Origin of the sequence: Streptomyces sp. NPDC001852 (assembly GCF_042891825.1) — a bacterium.
Lineage (GTDB): Bacteria > Actinomycetota > Actinomycetes > Streptomycetales > Streptomycetaceae > Streptomyces.
On sequence record NZ_JBIATN010000002.1, the window covers coordinates 478,439 to 494,611 of the forward strand.

Sequence of the window (16,173 nt, forward strand, 5' to 3'; positions counted from 1 at the left end):
GGCAGCCGGGCATGGCGATCGATGTCCTCACTCAGGGTGTCCGCGCCCTGGTTCGACGAGATTCGGCGGTGAGAGTTCCTGGCTCCCGGGGGTTCTTTCCCCGGTGACAGTGGCGGGACCGCGCCGGATTCGCACCGGCTTCCTCTCCTGCCGCCGTACATGGCCTGGGCAGTCCACCACGTGCCCCGAACGGCCGTCAACTTGCCGTTGACCTGCGAGGGGAGAGTGTGCCGATCCCCACATCGTGGGGCGCCCGTGACCTGTGGGCATAAGGAGAAGGCTCCCCTCCGTCACGGACGGAGGGGAGCCTTCGGGCTGCCTGGTTCGTGGTGCTCGGTCAGGACTTGGAGACGATGAGGAAGATGCCGTACGCCACCGCCGCCGCGCAGGCCGCGAAGCAGACGTAGGCGCCGGTGACGGCGAGGGTGGCGGAGCCGCCCTGGGCCGCGGCCTTCTCGCGCCGCGCCAGACCGTTGATGCCGAGGGTGAACAGGGCCACCAGGCCCACCGTGAACACGAGGCTGACGCCGAGGACGGAGCCGAGGGCCGACCAGTCGATCTTCATGGGTTGCTTCCTTGGTTACCGGTGTGGCCGGGTCAGACGGTGGCGGCCGGCGGGGCGGCCTCGGGGGCGGGCGCGGGCTCGGCGGCGGCCGGGGAGAGGATCGTGGCCGTCAGGTCCTCGGTGATCGTGCCCGCCGGGGGCGGCGTCACCGCGGCGATGGCGGCGGTCACCACACCGGCCGGCTCCTCGGTCTCGGCCACCACGTTGGTGTGGTCGACGACCTCGCGGCGGGAGATCTTCCAGATCCCGGCGCTCGCGGCGACCAGGAGGACGGCGACCACCGCGGTGCCCCAGTCACCGAGGCCGGTGACGGACTCGGCGCCCGCGCCGACCAGCGCGGCGGCCGGAAGGGTGAGCACCCAGGCGATCGCCATGCGGGTCGCGGTGGACCAGCGGACCACCCCGCCCTTGCGGCCGAGGCCTGCGCCCATCACGGAGCCGGAGACGACATGCGTGGTGGAGAGGGAGAAGCCCAGGTGGGAGGAGGCCAGGATGGCGGTCGCGGCGCTGGTCTGGGCGGCGAAGCCCTGGCGCGGCTCCAGGTCGGTCAGGCCCTTGCCCATGGTGCGGATGATCCGCCAGCCGCCGATGTAGGTGCCGAGCGCGATGGCCAGGCCGGCGCAGAGGATGACCCAGGTGGGAGGGTTGGAGCCCGGGGCGATGGCGCCGCCCGCGATCAGCGCGAGGGTGATGATGCCCATCGTCTTCTGCGCGTCGTTGGTGCCGTGGGCGAGGGAGACCAGGCCGGCGGAGGCGATCTGGCCGGCGCGGTAGCCCTTGCGGGTGGCCTCGCCCTCGGCCTTGCCGCCGATGCCGTAGGAGAACCGGGTGGCCAGCATCGACGCGAGGCCCGCCACGATCGGCGCGGCGACCGCCGGGAGCAGCACCTTGGTGACCAGGACGTCACCGTGCACGGCGCCGAAGCCGGCGGAGGCGACGGTGGCGCCGATCAGGCCGCCCATCAGGGCGTGCGAGGAGCTGGAGGGGAGGCCCACCAGCCAGGTCAGCAGGTTCCAGAGGATCGCGCCGACCAGGGCGGCGAAGATGACCTCGGGACGGATGCCGGTCTCGTCGACGAGACCCTTGGAGATCGTGTTGGCGACCTCCACGGAGAGGAAGGCGCCCACCAGATTCAGGGCGGCGGACATGACCACCGCGATCTTGGGCTTCAGGGCGCCTGTGGAGATGGTGGTGGCCATCGCGTTGGCGGTGTCGTGGAAACCGTTCGTGAAATCGAACGCGAGAGCGGTTACCACCACTATCGCGAGGATCAGCGAGAAGCTTTCCATTTACCCAGGCAATCGTTCGAGGTCATTGGCTGGACGACCGTAGGCAACCTGGGTGAACGGAAGATGAACTGAGTCGGGCGCCAGGGTGTCTGTAGAGGGGGATTGCGGTTCCGCTCGGCCCCGGCGTCCCAGGCGTCCCTTGGCTGTCAACCGCGCGCGAAGGTCCGCAGCCGGCTCCCGGAGCCGTTGAAGAGATCCTGGTCACCCGGCAGCCGGCCCCTGCTGCCGAACTGCCAGAACGTCCAGTACCGCCACCCGCCCGGCAGCTTCCCCGGCTGCGAGGTGCCGTGCCGGGCGATCCACAGGGCGTGGCTCTTCGAGAACGCACGGCTGTTGCCGGTGCACAGCCGCCACCACTGGGTCGTCGTGTAGATCACCGGGCGGCGGCCGGTCTCCCGCTCGACCTCGTTGCTGAAGGACCGGATCCAGCGGACCATCCGCTTCCTGCCCAGCCCGTAGCACTTGTGCCTCTTGCTGTACGGGTTGTACTCGATGTCGAGCGCTGGCGGCAGCGTCCGGCCGTCCGCCCGCCAGTCCCCGCCGTGCCGCACGAAGTAGGCGGCCTGCCGGGCGCCGGAGGACCTGTCCGGCAGTGCGAAGTGGTACGCGCCCCGGTACAGGCCCGCCTTGCGTGCACCGTCGTACTGCTGGGAGAAGTAGGGGTTGCGGTAGTCCGTGGACTCGGTCGCCTTGACGTATACGAACCGCGCGCCCCTGGACCGGGTGGCCGCCCAGTCGACGCGCTTCTGGTGCGAGGAGACGTCGTGTCCCCGGGGCTTGCCCGCAACCAGTGCCAGAGGTCCGGCCACCGCGGGCGCGGTGCCCGCGAGGGCGAGCGCCGCCGTGGCCGCCACGAGAACACCGGCGCGGCGACGGAGAGGGGTGCGTACCTGGGCCATGTGTCTCCCCGGGTCGGCGGACGAGAGGTCGTCCGGCGGGCCAGGCAGCCCATTGAAGGCCCGGCGATCACCGAATCAGCGCCTCATGTGCGGCGATTCCTGCCGACAACCACCCGTTCGGGGGTGCGGCTGGCAGGATCGCGGCATGGCTGAACAGCGGCGGGACGCGGAACAGGAACGGACCTGGGCGGAACTGGTCGCGACGGCGCGGCGGACGGTAGCCGACGGGCTGGTGGTCGGCACCTCGGGGAACGTCTCGGCGCGCGTCGGCGACCTGGTGCTCGTCACCCCGTCCGGTGTGCCGTACGACCGGCTCACCCCGGACGACATCACCGGCGTCGACCTCGCCGGACGCCAGGTGCTCGGCACGCTGGTGCCGACCAGCGAGCTGGCCATGCACCTCGCCGTCTACCGCAGCACCGACGCCCGCGCGGTCGTCCACACCCACGCCGTGCACGCGACCGCGGTCTCCACGCTCGTGCCCGAGCTGCCGCTGGTCCACTACATGGCCGCCGCCCTCGGCGGCCCCGTGCGCGTCGCCCCCTATGCCACGTACGGCACCGACGAGCTCGCCGAGAACATGCTCCGCGCCCTGGCCGGCCGCTCCGGCTGCCTGCTGCAGAACCACGGCACGCTCACCTACGGCGCCGGCCTCGACCAGGCCTACGACCGCACCGCCCAACTGGAGTGGATGTGCCGCCTGTGGCTGACGGCGTCCTCGGTACCGGGCCTGGCCCCCTCCCTGCTGACAGAGGCACAACTGGCTCAGGTCGGGGAACGCTTGAAGGGGTACGGCCAACGGAGGTGAACCTTGCCATTTCCTTGTGACCCCGGTCCCTGCGGCGGGCAGCAGCTTTTCGACTCCGCCCGCCGCTCCACTGGCCGGTAGGCCCAACCCCCACGACACTGGACCCGTGCGCCCCGTCAAAGCGACCGCCACCGCGGTGACCGCGGTCCTGGCCGCCGGCATGGCCTCCGTCGCCGCCGGCCGGATCGCCAGCGACGCCGCGCTGAAGGCGCCCGCGGGCCGCCCGCTGCCCACCGAACCCCGTCTCACCGTGCACGGCACCGGCGCCGGCCAGATCACCCTCACCCGCGACCTGGCCTCGCTGCGCCCCGGCAGCTACGGCCTCGCCGGCGACGGTTCCCACGCGGTCGTCGGCCCCGTCCTGGAGGCGGCCCGGCACGAGGCCGACACCGTCGTACGCCGCCTGGAACGCGTCACCCACGGCACCTTCGCCCCCGGCGACGCGGCGTGGCTCACCCCGATCCTGCACATCGGCAACCCTGGCACCGCCCTCGGCCTCGACCACGCCGACATCGACGTGCCCGGCGAACTCGGCGAGCTGCCCGCCTGGTTGGTGCCCGGGGCCCGGGAGACCTGGGTGATCGCCGTGCACGGCCTCGGCGCCACCCGGGAACAGGCCATGAACCTCATGGCCCCCCTGCACGCCCGCCGGGTGCCGGTGCTCGCCCTCGCCTACCGGGGAGACCCCGGTGCCCCGCGCCCGCCGGACGGCCTGAACCACCTCGGCGAGACCGAGTGGCGCGACCTGGACGCGGCGATCCGCTACGCCGTCCGTCGCGGCGCCCGCCGCGTCGTCCTGCTCGGCTGGTCCACCGGCGCCACCATGGCCCTGCGCGCCGCCGAGCACTCCCCGGTGCGCGAGCGCATCGCCGGACTGGTCCTCGACTCGCCGGTGCTCAGCTGGGAGGCCACGCTGCGCGCCCTCGCCCGGGCCCGCCGCACCCCGCCGCCGCTGCTGCCGCTCGCGGTGCGCGCCGCCCAGGGCCGGACCGGCCTGTACACCGACCGGGTCCCCGAGTTCAGCGACCCCGGTCTGCTCACCGTGCCGACCCTGATCTTCCACGGGCCCGACGACGAGGTCGCCCCCTGGGAGTTCTCCCGTCGGCTCGCCCACCGCCGGTCCGATCTGGTCGCCCTGCACACCGTGGCGCAGGCCCCGCACGCGGCGATGTGGAACGCCGACCCGAAGGAGTACGAGGAGCGGCTGCGCCGCTTTCTGACCCCGCTGGTGTGAGCACGCTCCCGGTCCCCGGGCAGGCGCCGGAAGGCCCGGTGCCGGGCATTCCGTTTAAGGCCGTACGACTGGCCTGATCACCACGCTCGGCCCGCCCGAACCCCGTGCCTTGGCCAGCCCCGTCGCCCGCCGTGACATTCCGTTTGGGTTTTCGGACCGTCAACCGGAAGACTGCACCCGTGACGTCCCGTATCCCGCGCGACTCCAGGCTTCGACTCGTCCGACCGCGACCCCTGGCCGCCGCCCCCAGAGCTGTGAACCAGCGGCGCCCGCGCCGCCCCGCACCCCGTCCGCCGGAGGGCACCCCCGCCCCCGCGGAACTGGCCGGAATGGCCCGCACCGGGCTGGCCGGTCCGGTGCGGGTGGCTCGCTGGGCCGACGCCGCACTCGGCCCCGGCAGCGACGGTGCCACCGCCGACGGCAAGGCCACCCTCTCCGACGCCACAGCCCGACGCGCCGCCGCCGATCTCGGCCTGAGCGTCGCTCAGGTCCGCACCGACTGGGACACCGCACGCCTCGCCGGACTCGTCGAGGTGCACGGCGACAGCGCACGCCCCGGCTGGCGGCTGCGCGCCTGGGACCGCGACGACAGCGCCGTACTGCGCGGCTGGGTCGCCCTCTTCGACGCCTGGTCGCTCGCCTCCCCGGAACCCGAGGAGCACGAGCCGGCCGCCGTCGCCGAGGTCGTCTCGGCCATGCCCCAGGTGCTCTCCTTCCTCCAGCTGTCCGCCGGGCCGGTCCCGGTCGAGCAGCTCCTCGACCTGCTCCAGCAACGGGTCACCGAACTGCGCACCGAACGCTGCGAGATCCCCTACGAGCCCGGCACACCACGGCCCGTCGAGCCCGGCACCGCACGGCTCGCCGAGCCCGGAACCGTGGCGCCCGTCGAGCCCGGCACCGCTCTGCCGACCGTGCCGGCCGCCCGGCAGCCGTCCGAGCCGGGACACGGGCGCCCGGCGGGCGGCTCCCCGAGCACGGCGGAACTCGTGGCCGTCGTTCCGGGGGACCCCGCGCCCACCGGCGACACCCCGCTCGCTCCCCTCCTCGACTGGGCACTGCGGGCCCTCGCCTCGGTCGGCGCGCTGACCTACGGCGCCGGCCAGGCCACCCTCACCCCCCTGGGCAGCTGGGCGGTGTGGGTCAAGCTGGAGCAGATCTGCGTGGCCGCGCAGAGCCCGGCCGGCAACATCGAGCAGTCCGCCGAGGACATGCTCCGCGGCTGTGCCCAGCTCCGCCCCAACGCCGCCCGCGCCGAATACCGCGCCTGGCTCGCCGCCCGCACGGTCGGCGACGCCGTCACCGAGCTGATCCGTGCCGCGCGCGGCGAGGACGCCCTGCTGCGCGGCCTGGCCTTCGAAGCGCTGCGCGTCGTCGGCGCCCCCGCCGAGCCCGACGTACGCGCCGTCGTGGACGAGCCCGCCCTCCGGCCCTACGCCCTGCTGTGGCTCGCCGAGCACGACGGGGTCGACCCGGAGGACGCCCACGAGGTCCTCACCCGGCAGGAGGCGACCTGGCTGTGGGTGGACACCGCCGCCGCCGTCGCCGACCACGGCGAGTCGCCGATGCTGGTCCGGCATCTGGAGTCCGCGGTGCAGCCCACCGTCCCCCAGCTGCTCGACGAGGTCCGCGCCGTCGGGCACCCGCGCACGGTGCAGGTCCTGGTCGCGCTCGCCGCCGCGCATCCCGACCCGGCCCTGGCCAAGGCCGTGCGCCGGGCCGCCTTCCAGGTGCACACCGGGGGATGAGCGGCGCGGGGGCCGCTCAGGCGCCGATCTCGGGGGCGTAGGTCCCGAAGCTCCAGAGGTTGCCCTCGGTGTCGCGGGCCATGTAGTCCCGCGAGCCGTAGTCCTGGTCCGTCGGGGGCATCAGGATCTCCACGCCGTGCTCCAGGGCCCGCTGGTGGTGGGCGTCCACGTCGTCCACGACGACGTACACCCCGGCGGGTCCGGCGTCCTTCATCGCGGTGTCGAACAGGCCGCCCCGCCCCTTGGAGCCGATCATCACCGCGCCGTTGCCCTGGACCAGCTCGGCGTGCATCACCTTGCCGTCCTCCGTCTCGTACACCGACAGCTCGGTGAAGCCGAGGGCCTCCGTGAGCTGCCTGATCGCCGCCTTCGCGTCCGCGTACAGCAGCGTGGGGTAGAGACTCGGCCGTGCGCCTCCCGTGCCTGCCATGCCGATCACTCCTTCGTGCGTCGGTTCTCCGGCGTCCCGTTCAGTCTCGCAGCCGCCACTGACAACGCCTCGGCTCAACGTGTCGGCACAGCTTCATGACGAACGTGCGTCCAGGCCCGGCACCTCCCCCACCGCCCCAGGAGCGAAGCGGCGGCCGCCGCACCGCCCGCCCGTCGGCGACGATCTCCCGCGACGATCTCCGGGGCACGGACCGAACGCACGGACGTAGAAAACCGCTTGCACACCCCCGTTAGACTTCTCCCCATGGCCATTCTCCTCGCGCATTAGACGGCGGGAACGTCCTCAGCCGCCCACCCGTCAATCCCTGTACGCTCTGGAGTCTGTCCGTGATCTCCGCCTCCGGTATCGAGCTGCGCGCCGGTGCGCGCGTCCTCATCGAGAACGCCACCTTCCGTGTCGCCAAGGGAGACCGCATCGGCCTCGTCGGCCGCAACGGCGCCGGAAAGACCACCCTCACGAAGTGCCTGGCCGGCGAGGGCATCCCGGCCGCCGGCCAGATCACCCGCTCAGGCGAGGTCGGCTACCTCCCGCAGGACCCCCGCACCGGCGACCTCGACGTCCTCGCCCGCGACCGCATCCTCTCCGCGCGCGGCCTCGACGTGCTGATCCGCAAGATGCGCGAGAACGAGGAGCGCATCGCGAACGGCAAGGGCGCCACCCGCGAGAAGGCCCTCAAGCAGTACGAGCGCCAGGAGACGGAGTTCCTCACCAAGGGCGGGTACTCCGCCGAGGCCGAGGCCGCCACCATCGCCGCCGCACTGAACCTGCCCGACCGCGTCCTCGGCCAGCCGCTGCACACCCTCTCCGGTGGTCAGCGCCGCCGTATCGAGCTGGCCCGGATCCTGTTCTCGGACGCCGACACCCTGCTCCTCGACGAGCCGACCAACCACCTTGACGCGGACTCGATCATCTGGCTGCGGGACTACCTGAAGACCTACCGCGGCGGGTTCATCGTGATCAGCCACGACGTCGATCTGGTCGACACCGTGGTGAACAAGGTGTTCTACCTGGACGCCAACCGGTCCGCGATCGACATCTACAACATGGGCTGGAAGCTCTACCAGCAGCAGCGCGAGGCGGACGAGAAGCGCCGCAAGCGGGAGCGGGCCAACGCCGAGAAGAAGGCCGCCGCCCTCAACGCCCAGGCCGACAAGATGCGCGCCAAGGCCACCAAGACGGTCGCCGCGCAGAACATGGCGCGCCGCGCCGAGAAGCTGCTCTCCGGCCTCGAAGAGGTCCGGATGTCCGACAAGGTCGCCAAGCTGCGCTTCCCGGAGCCCTCGCCCTGCGGCAAGACCCCGCTGATGGCCGAGGGCCTGTCGAAGTCGTACGGCTCGCTGGAGATCTTCACCGACGTCGACCTCGCCATCGACAAGGGCTCCCGCGTCGTCATCCTCGGCCTCAACGGCGCCGGCAAGACCACCCTGCTGCGCCTGCTCGGCGGCGTGGAGAAGCCCGACACCGGGCAGGTCGTCCCCGGCCACGGCCTCAAGCTCGGCTACTACGCCCAGGAGCACGAGACCCTGGACCCCGACCGCACGGTCCTGGAGAACATGCGCTCGGCCGCCCCCGACATGGACCTGGTCGAGGTCCGCAAGGTGCTCGGCTCGTTCCTCTTCTCCGGCGACGACGTCGACAAGCCGGCCGGTGTCCTCTCCGGCGGCGAGAAGACCCGTCTCGCCCTGGCGACGCTGGTCGTCTCCTCGGCGAACGTGCTCCTGCTCGACGAGCCGACCAACAACCTCGACCCCGCCAGCCGCGAGGAGATCCTCGGCGCCCTGCGCACCTACAAGGGTGCGGTCGTCCTCGTCACCCACGACGAGGGCGCCGTCGAGGCGCTCCAGCCGGAGCGGATCATCCTCCTCCCGGACGGCGTCGAGGACCTGTGGGGCTCCGACTACGCGGATCTCGTCGCCCTGGCCTGACCGAAGCCCGAACCACTGCGTACTGATCCACTGCGGATGGATCATTCGGCTCATCCGTGATCCATCATCTGTGTGAGATCTCCTCGTATCGGGGTGTGTCGTACACGCATTTTCCGGCCGATCCCTTGCGTGCCAAGGGGTCGGCCGTTTCGCGCCCCTGACCTGGCACTTCGCGAATCCACCCGTTCGGCCCCCTCGACACCACCCCTTGGAATCCTTGATTCCGCTTGTGGGGATCCACTCCTGTCGTCACAACGATGTCTCACGGACCTTGCCGAATGGGTGGCCATCAGGCCCGGGAGGGGTGATCATGAGGAGACCAGAGCGCACTTCCCATGAGGAGGCACGGGTGGCCGAGACTCTGAAGAAGGGCAGCCGGGTGACCGGCGCCGCGCGCGACAAGCTCGCGGCAGACCTGAAGAAGAAGTACGACTCCGGTGCGAGCATCCGGGCGCTGGCCGAGGAGACCGGCCGCTCGTATGGCTTCGTACACCGGATGCTCAGTGAGTCGGGCGTCACGCTTCGTGGGCGTGGCGGAGCGACCCGGGGCAAAAAGGCCGCATCGTCCTGACTCCGGGCGGCCCATCGTCTTCGACGGTGGCCACCCGGCCGGCCTCCCCCTGGGTCCTTGAGGGGCCCGGGGGACCGCCGGATCGGCCGGGTGGTTACTGTGCAGTCACTTAGCATGCCGTAACGGCACTGCGTGATGACCGCACTCATCGGAGGCGCCCCATGGCTTCGCCCGACCAGGACCTCATTCCTGTACTCGACAAGGACGGCGTACGGCTCACCGTCGACGACGCGCTCGCCACGGTGACGCTGACCAACCCGGACAAGCGCAACGCGCAGAGCCCCGCCCTGTGGCGGGCGCTCACCGAGGCCGGGCGGCTGCTGCCGGGCTCCGTCCGCGTCGTCGTGCTGCGCGGCGAGGGCAAATCCTTCTCCGCCGGGCTGGACCGGCAGATGTTCACCCCGGAGGGGATCCCGGGCGAGCCGACCTTCATCGAGCTCGCGCGCCGTGACGACGCCGGGCTCGACGCGAGCATCGCCGAGTTCCAGGAGGCGTTCACCTGGTGGAGGCGGAACGACATCGTGTCCATCGCCGCCGTGCAGGGGCACGCCATCGGGGCCGGCTTCCAGCTCGCGCTCGCGTGCGACCTGCGGGTCGTCGCGGACGACGTGCAGTTCGCCATGCGCGAGACCAGCCTCGGCCTCGTTCCCGACCTGACCGGCACGCACCCGCTGGTCGGTCTCGTCGGGTACGCCCGCGCGCTCGAGATCTGCGCGACCGGACGGTTCGTCGGCGCGGCGGAGTCCGTGGCGTCCGGGCTGGCCAACGTCGCCGTACCGGCCGCTGAACTCGATGCGGCCGCAGGGGACTTGGCGGCCGCGCTGCTGGCCGCGCCGCGGGACGCCGTGGTCGAGACCAAGGCGTTGCTGCGCGGTGCGGTGGACCGTACGTACGACGAGCAGCGTGCGGTGGAGCGGGCTGCCCAGGCACGCCGACTCCGGGATCTGGCCGGTCTCGGCGAGTAGTCGGGAGGCACGGCGGCACCGGGGCCCCTCAGGGGCCCGTCAACCGACCGCCGTGATCAACACCGCCACCGTCGGCCGGTCCTCCAGCGCATCCCGCACGGCCGCACGCACCTGCCGGGCCACCTCGACGGCCCGGCGGTCCGCGCCGGCCGTCAGCTCCACGCGCACATGCCGGTGCGGCAGCGCCGTACCGGCCGGGCGCTGCTCCAGGTGCACCGCCCGGCCGAGACCGCCCAGGGAACCCGTCAGCCCGGTGACCCCCGGGACGGACAGCGCGGCACCGGTCACCCGGACCTCGTCCGGGTCGGTGGGCTCCCGCGCGGGCACCGGCTGCGGAGCACGCACCCGCGCGGCCGGTTCCGCCGTATCCAGCAGCTCGGTGACGCGCAGGTCCACCTCCGTCACGACGAGCCCGAGCCGCTCCGTCGCGGCCGTCGCCAGCGTCAGCCGCAGCCTGGACGCCACCGCCGGCAGCGGCTCGGCGGCCGTCGCGGCGAAGTCCGCCGTCAGCCGCAGCGGGCCCGGCGGCAGCGCGCTCGGCGGAGCCGGTACGACGGGCTCGGGCGCCTCTTCCGGATCGGCCACCGCGAGCCGCAGTGTGCCGACCCGCACCCCGGGCGTCCCCTCCGCCGCCGCGCGCTCCAGCACCGCCGCGGCCGCGCTCTCCGCGATCCAGGCGCCGTCGAGTGGCCCGCCGAGCGGCAGCAGCCTGCCCAGCCCGACCTGGCGCCGCACCATTTCCGTCCACCGGTCCGCCGTCATTCCTCCAGCCTGCCGTATCCCCGGCGCGCAGGCGGGGAACCTTGCATACGGTGGATGGAGGACGATCGAAGGGGACGACCGAAAGGGACGTACCGCGATGACCGACATGACGACGACCCCCGAGGGCGACCAGGGGGCACAGGTTTCGACCCGCAGGACGACCCGGCGCGGCGGCGGCGATCCGGCCACCCGTGGACGGACGACCATCGCCGACGGCGTCGTGGTGAAGATCGCCGGTCTCGCGGCCCGGGACGTGGTCGGCGTCCACGCCCTGGGCGGCGGCCTGGCCCGCACCTTCGGCGCCGTGCGCGACCGGGTTCCCGGCGGCTCCAAGTCCGTCACCCGAGGCGTGAAGGCCGAGGTCGGCGAGGTGCAGACCGCGCTCGACCTGGAGATCGTCGTGGACTACGGCGTCTCGATCACCGATGTCGCCCGCGCCGTGCGGGAGAACGTGATCGCCGCCGTGGAACGCATGACCGGTCTCGAGGTGGTCGAGGTCAACATCGCGGTGAGCGACGTCAAGCTGCCCGAGGAAGAGGAAGAGGAACCGGAGCCCCGGATCCAGTGAGACCCGGTGCCGGACCCTGCACGCCCGACGAGCTGAGGAGCGTTCCATGAGCATGGCCGTGGTCGGCATGATCGCCGGGATGGCGCTGGGCTTCGCCGGGTACTTCGGCGGCTTCGGTGCCTTCCTGCTGGTGGCGGCCCTGGGCGCGGTCGGGTTCGTCGTCGGCCGGTTCGCGGAGGGTGACCTGGACCTGGGTGACTTCTTCCGCACCCGCGACCGACGGCGGTGACCGAAGGTGAGTGCCGAGACCGGCGTGGCGTACCCCCCGTCGGCCCTCGTGCCGCCGGGCGAGCGCGGCGCCACCCGGATCGCCGACCGCGTCGTGGCGAAGATCGCCACGCAGGCCGCCCGCGAGGCGCTGCCGCCGCCGCCCGCGGACGCGGCCGCGCCGCGCGCCACGGTCGTCGTCCACCAGGAGACAGTCCGCGCGAGCGTCCATCTCGAACTCGGCTATCCCTGCGACATCGGCGCCCACTGCGCCGCCGTGCGTCGCCATGTCGCCGAGCGGGTAGGCGCGTTGGTGGACATGGCGGTGCCCGAGGTCGCCGTCCACGTCGAACGGCTGCACCCGGAACCGCACGGGAGGGCGTGATGAGCGAGTCACAGCCGGCCACCCCGACCCTCGAGAAGGACCCCGGTACCGTCCCGCCCGCCCCCGCCGAGGGCAGCGGCCGCTTCTGGTCGCCGCGCCGCGTCCCGGCCGCCGTCGTCGCGCTCCTGCTGCTGGCCGGCGCCGGCCTGCTGCTCTACGACATCGCCGCCGTGCGCGCCCACCACCCCGCGATGCACTGGCGCCGCGCCCTCGCCGGGCAACTGGCCGAACGGCCCCTGGACGACCCCTGGGTGCTGACCGGCGCCGCCGTCGCCGTCGCCCTGGGCCTGTGGCTGATCGCCCTCGCGGTCACTCCCGGCCTGCGCGGACTGCTGCCCATGCGGCGCCCGCACCCCGAGGTCCGCGCCGCACTCGGGCGCGACGCGGCGGCGCTCCTGCTCCGCGACCGGGTCATGGACGTGTCCGGGATCCGGTCGGCCCGGGTGCGGATGAGCCGCACGAAGGCCGACGTGCGCGCCGTCGCGCACTTCCGTGACCTGGACGACGTACGTGCCGACCTGGACACCGTGCTCACGGACGCGATCCGGGGCCTCGGTCTGACCCGGCCGCCCAGGCTCTCGCTGCACGTGTCCCGGCCCGGGCGGAAGGGGTGAGGACGATGCGCGGCGGTGGCCTCAACCGGGTCCTGCTGGCCCTCGTCGGCCTGCTCCTGCTCGTGCTCGGCGGCGCGGTGCTGGCTGTCGGCCTGGGGGCGCCGCCGCCCTCCTGGTGGATCCACACCGGCCCGCACGACGTCCTGCTCACGAAGGCCGAGCGCACCCACTGGCGGGCCACCGGCTGGTGGTGGCCGACGGTCGTCGCCGGCCTGGCCCTCGTCGTCCTGCTCACCCTGTGGTGGCTCACGGCGGTCCTGCGCCGCCGCCGGCTGGCCGAGATCCTGATCGACACCGGCGACGACGAGTCCGCCCTCCTGCGCGCCAGGGCCCTGGAGTCGGCCCTGGCCCAGGACGCCGTGCGGCAGGAGGGCGTGGCGCACGCGGAGATCCTCCTGCGGGGCCGCCGTACGGCACCGGGGGCGCGGGTGTGGCTGCGACTGGAACCGCACGTGGACCCGGCAACGGCCCTGGACGAGTTCGCGGCCGGGGCCCTGACCCGCGCCCGCCGCTCGGCCCGCCTGCCCTCGCTTCCGGCGGAGGTACGGCTGCGGGCGGTCAAGCACCGTGCGGAACGGGTCACTTGACCACCCGCACACCTCAGAACCCGTGCCGCATGCCCCCGTCCACGGGCACCATGACCCCGCTCAGATAGGAGGCCGCCGGAGACAGCAGGAACGCCGCGACCCGGCCGAACTCCTCCGGCTTCCCGTACCTCCTGAGCGGAATCCGGGACTCGTTCGCGGCCCGGGTGGCCTCCGGGTCGGCGGACAACGCGTCCAGCTCGCGCACGCGATCGGTGTCGATGCGCGCCGGCAGCAGCCCCAGCACCCGGATCCCGCGCGGCCCCAGCTCGTCCGCGAGCGACTTGGCGAACCCGGCCAGGCCGGGCCGCAGCCCGTTGGAGATGGTCAGCCCCGGAATCGGCTCGTGTACCGACCCCGACAGCACGAACCCGATGACACCGCCCTCCTCCAGCTCGGCGGCCGCCGCCCGCGCGAGCCGCACTGCACCGAGGAACACCGACTCGAACGCGCCCCGCCACTGCTCGTCGGTGTTGTCCGCGACGAACCCCGGCGCCGGCCCGCCCACGCTCACCAGCACGCCGTGGAACGCGCCGAAGGCGTCACGGGCGGCCGCGATCAGCCGCTCCGGTGCCTCGGGGTCGGCGTTGTCCACGGCCACGCCCACCGCGTTCGGGCCCAGTTCGGCGGCGGCGTCGGCCACCCGCTTCTCGTCCCGGCCGCTGATCACGACCTTCGCCCCGTCGGCGACGAGTTCCCGCGCGGCGGCGTTGCCCAGCCCGCGGGTCGCCCCGGTGACGACGTACACCCGGTCCTTCAGTCCAAGATCCATGGCCCCTATCCTGCCCGGTCGTCCCCGAAGAGGGTGAGGGCGGTGTTCACCAGCGCGATGTGACTGAAGGCCTGCGGGAAGTTGCCCAGCTGACGGCCGTCGACGGGGTCGTACTCCTCGGCCAGCAGCCCGACGTCGTTGACCAGGCCCACCAGTCGGTCGAACAGCTCTCGCGCCTCGTCCTTCCGGCCGGTCAGGTACAGGGCGTCGGCCAGCCAGAACGAGCAGGCGAGGAAGGCGCCCTCGCCGCTCGGCAGCCCGTCGATCACCGAGTCCTCGGTGTCGTACCGGCGCAGGAAGCCGCCGTGCCCGAGGTCGTCGCGGATCGCGTCGACCGTGCCGACCACCCGCGGGTCGTCGGGCGGCAGGAAGCCGACGCGCGGGATGAGCAGCAGCGCCGCGTCGAGCTCGCGGGAGCCGTAGTACTGGGTGAAGGTGTTGCGCTCGGGGTCGTAGCCCTTCTTGCACACCTCCTGGTGGACCTCGTCGCGGAGGCTGCGCCAGCCCTCCAGGTCGCCCTTGAGGTCCTTGTACTCCTCCAGCGTCTTCACGGCCCGGTCGGCCGCCACCCACACCATCACCTTGGAGTGCACGAACTGCTGCCGGCCGCCGCGCACCTCCCACAGGCCCTCGTCCGGCTGCCGCCATGCCGACTTCAGGAAGCCCATCAGGGCGCGCTGCATCGCCCACATGTGCGGTCGCGGGGGCAGACCCGAGCTGCGGGCCAGGGCCAGCGAGTCCATCACCTCGCCGTACACGTCGAGCTGGAGCTGCTCGACCGCACCGTTGCCGATGCGTACGGGGGCGGAGTCGCCGAAGCCGGGCAGCCAGTCCAGCTCCATCTCCGGCAGCCGCCGCTCGCCCGCGACGCCGTACATGATCTGCAGGTCGGCCGGGTCGCCCGCGACCGCGCGCAGCAGCCAGTCGCGCCAGGCCGAGGCCTCGTCGTGATAGCCGACCTGGAGCAGCGCGCCGAGGGTGAGGGTGGAGTCGCGCAGCCAGCAGTACCGGTAGTCCCAGTTGCGCACCCCGCCCGGCTTCTCCGGCAGCGAGGTGGTCGCCGCGGCCACGATCCCGCCGGTCGGCACGTAGGTGAGGGCCTTGAGGGTGATCAGGGAGCGGACGACCGCGTCCCGGTAGGGCCCCTGGTAGCGGCACTGCCGGGCCCAGCGCTGCCAGTCGGCGATGCTGGTCTCCAGGCCCTCGCAGGGGTCGTTGAGCGGCGGGCGGTCTTCGTGCGAGGGGTGCCAGGTGAGCACGAAAGCGACCCGCTCGCCCTCGGCGACGGTGAACTCCGAGTGGGTGCCGAAGTCCTCGCCCCAGGTGTGCACGGCGGGCTCGGAGCGCAGCCAGACCGAGTCCGGGCCCGCGACGGCCACCCGGTGCCCGTCCGCGCGGCGCACCCACGGCATGATCGAGCCGTAGTCGAAGCGCAGCCGCAGGGTGCTGCGGACGGTGACCCGGCCGCTGACGCCCTCGACGATGCGTACGACGTCGGGGGCGCGGTCGCGCTGCGGCATCAGGTCGGTGACCCGGACCGTGCCGTCGGCGGTCTCCCACTCGGTGTCGAGGACGAGGGTGTCGGGCCGGTAGGCGCGGCGCGCGCAGGTGTCCGCTCCCGTGGGGGCGATCCGCCAGTAGCCGTGGTCCGCGTCGCCCAGCAGCCGGGCGAAGCAGGCGCCGGAGTCGAAGCGGGGGAAGGACAGCCAGTCGATCGAGCCGTCCTTGCCGACCAGCGCGGCGGTCTGCTCGTCACCGATGAGTGCGTAGTCCTCGATGCGCGCGTTCACGGGATCCGGTTTCCCGGCGGACCAGAGGGCCAATCAGGT

At 72.9% G+C, this 16,173-nt stretch carries 18 protein-coding genes and 1 riboswitch; of the genes, 11 read left to right on the top strand and 7 right to left on the bottom strand.

Features of this window, described 5'->3' with window-relative positions; translation table 11 throughout:
- Positions 1–51: 51 nt before the first annotated feature.
- Positions 52–194: riboswitch (cobalamin riboswitch) on the bottom strand.
- A gap of 143 nt (positions 195–337) precedes the next feature.
- The 3 genes from ACFYZB_RS04960 to ACFYZB_RS04970 form a co-directional block, all read right to left on the bottom strand.
- Positions 338–565, bottom strand: coding sequence for a hypothetical protein (locus ACFYZB_RS04960; protein ID WP_351209491.1), 228 nt, complete (start codon positions 563–565; stop codon positions 338–340).
- Between the two features lie 32 nt (positions 566–597).
- The gene (locus tag ACFYZB_RS04965; RefSeq protein WP_388754408.1) at positions 598–1,854 is read right to left on the bottom strand and encodes an anion permease; all 1,257 of its coding nucleotides are present in this window, start codon (positions 1,852–1,854) and stop codon (positions 598–600) included.
- A 146-nt stretch (positions 1,855–2,000) separates the two neighbouring features.
- Positions 2,001–2,753, bottom strand: a complete 753-nt coding sequence (locus ACFYZB_RS04970; protein ID WP_388754411.1) for a lysozyme — start codon at positions 2,751–2,753, stop codon at positions 2,001–2,003.
- A gap of 145 nt (positions 2,754–2,898) precedes the next feature.
- Between ACFYZB_RS04970 and ACFYZB_RS04975 the strand changes: the two genes are divergently transcribed.
- The 3 genes from ACFYZB_RS04975 (at position 2,899) to ACFYZB_RS04985 (ending at position 6,540) form a co-directional block, all read left to right on the top strand.
- The gene (locus ACFYZB_RS04975; RefSeq protein WP_388754413.1) at positions 2,899–3,561 is read left to right on the top strand and encodes a class II aldolase/adducin family protein; all 663 of its coding nucleotides are present in this window, start codon (positions 2,899–2,901) and stop codon (positions 3,559–3,561) included.
- A gap of 106 nt (positions 3,562–3,667) precedes the next feature.
- Positions 3,668–4,795, top strand: a complete 1,128-nt coding sequence (locus ACFYZB_RS04980) for an alpha/beta hydrolase (protein ID WP_388754416.1) — start codon at positions 3,668–3,670, stop codon at positions 4,793–4,795.
- Between the two features lie 179 nt (positions 4,796–4,974).
- Entirely contained in the window at positions 4,975–6,540 is a 1,566-nt protein-coding gene (locus ACFYZB_RS04985; RefSeq protein ID WP_388754418.1) for a hypothetical protein, read from the top strand.
- A 16-nt stretch (positions 6,541–6,556) separates the two neighbouring features.
- Here ACFYZB_RS04985 and ACFYZB_RS04990 read toward each other — a convergent pair whose 3' ends face one another.
- Positions 6,557–6,970: a VOC family protein gene (locus ACFYZB_RS04990; protein ID WP_351209497.1), complete on the bottom strand. Its 414-nt coding sequence runs from the start codon at positions 6,968–6,970 to the stop codon at positions 6,557–6,559.
- A 347-nt stretch (positions 6,971–7,317) separates the two neighbouring features.
- Here ACFYZB_RS04990 and ACFYZB_RS04995 point away from each other — a divergent pair, with 347 nt between their 5' ends.
- The 3 genes from ACFYZB_RS04995 (at position 7,318) to ACFYZB_RS05005 (ending at position 10,452) form a co-directional block, all read left to right on the top strand.
- Entirely contained in the window at positions 7,318–8,916 is a 1,599-nt protein-coding gene (locus ACFYZB_RS04995) for an ABC-F family ATP-binding cassette domain-containing protein (protein ID WP_351209498.1), read from the top strand.
- Between the two features lie 349 nt (positions 8,917–9,265).
- Complete coding sequence (locus ACFYZB_RS05000; protein ID WP_004002281.1) at positions 9,266–9,487, top strand: helix-turn-helix domain-containing protein; 222 nt, start codon at positions 9,266–9,268, stop codon at positions 9,485–9,487.
- 161 nt (positions 9,488–9,648) lie between these two features.
- Positions 9,649–10,452 carry an enoyl-CoA hydratase/isomerase family protein gene (locus tag ACFYZB_RS05005; protein WP_388754422.1) on the top strand — a complete coding sequence of 268 codons (804 nt, stop codon included), beginning with the start codon at positions 9,649–9,651 and terminating at the stop codon, positions 10,450–10,452.
- Positions 10,453–10,491: 39 nt separating this feature from the next.
- On the opposite strand, the gene ACFYZB_RS05010 is transcribed toward ACFYZB_RS05005, so the two are convergent.
- The gene (locus tag ACFYZB_RS05010; RefSeq protein WP_388754425.1) at positions 10,492–11,214 is read right to left on the bottom strand and encodes a nucleopolyhedrovirus P10 family protein; all 723 of its coding nucleotides are present in this window, start codon (positions 11,212–11,214) and stop codon (positions 10,492–10,494) included.
- Positions 11,215–11,311: 97 nt separating this feature from the next.
- On the opposite strand from ACFYZB_RS05010, the gene ACFYZB_RS05015 reads away from it, so the two are divergent.
- The 5 genes from ACFYZB_RS05015 to amaP are packed head-to-tail and all read left to right on the top strand — an operon-like array spanning position 11,312 to position 13,575.
- Positions 11,312–11,782, top strand: coding sequence for an Asp23/Gls24 family envelope stress response protein (locus ACFYZB_RS05015; RefSeq protein ID WP_388754428.1), 471 nt, complete (start codon positions 11,312–11,314; stop codon positions 11,780–11,782).
- Positions 11,783–11,828: 46 nt separating this feature from the next.
- On the top strand, positions 11,829–12,011 hold the full coding sequence (locus ACFYZB_RS05020; protein ID WP_388754430.1) for a hypothetical protein: 183 nt from the start codon (positions 11,829–11,831) through the stop codon (positions 12,009–12,011).
- Between the two features lie 6 nt (positions 12,012–12,017).
- Positions 12,018–12,374, top strand: a complete 357-nt coding sequence (locus ACFYZB_RS05025; RefSeq protein WP_351209503.1) for a hypothetical protein — start codon at positions 12,018–12,020, stop codon at positions 12,372–12,374.
- Positions 12,374–12,988, top strand: a complete 615-nt coding sequence (locus ACFYZB_RS05030) for a DUF6286 domain-containing protein (RefSeq protein WP_388754432.1) — start codon at positions 12,374–12,376, stop codon at positions 12,986–12,988. The genes ACFYZB_RS05025 and ACFYZB_RS05030 overlap by 1 nt, the downstream gene beginning before the upstream one ends.
- A 5-nt stretch (positions 12,989–12,993) precedes the next feature.
- Complete coding sequence (gene amaP, locus ACFYZB_RS05035; RefSeq protein WP_351209505.1) at positions 12,994–13,575, top strand: alkaline shock response membrane anchor protein AmaP; 582 nt, start codon at positions 12,994–12,996, stop codon at positions 13,573–13,575.
- A gap of 13 nt (positions 13,576–13,588) precedes the next feature.
- On the opposite strand, the gene ACFYZB_RS05040 is transcribed toward amaP, so the two are convergent.
- The gene (locus ACFYZB_RS05040; RefSeq protein ID WP_388754434.1) at positions 13,589–14,344 is read right to left on the bottom strand and encodes an SDR family oxidoreductase; all 756 of its coding nucleotides are present in this window, start codon (positions 14,342–14,344) and stop codon (positions 13,589–13,591) included.
- Between the two features lie 5 nt (positions 14,345–14,349).
- The gene (locus ACFYZB_RS05045; RefSeq protein WP_388754437.1) at positions 14,350–16,134 is read right to left on the bottom strand and encodes a glycoside hydrolase family 15 protein; all 1,785 of its coding nucleotides are present in this window, start codon (positions 16,132–16,134) and stop codon (positions 14,350–14,352) included.
- Positions 16,135–16,173 lie beyond the last annotated feature (39 nt).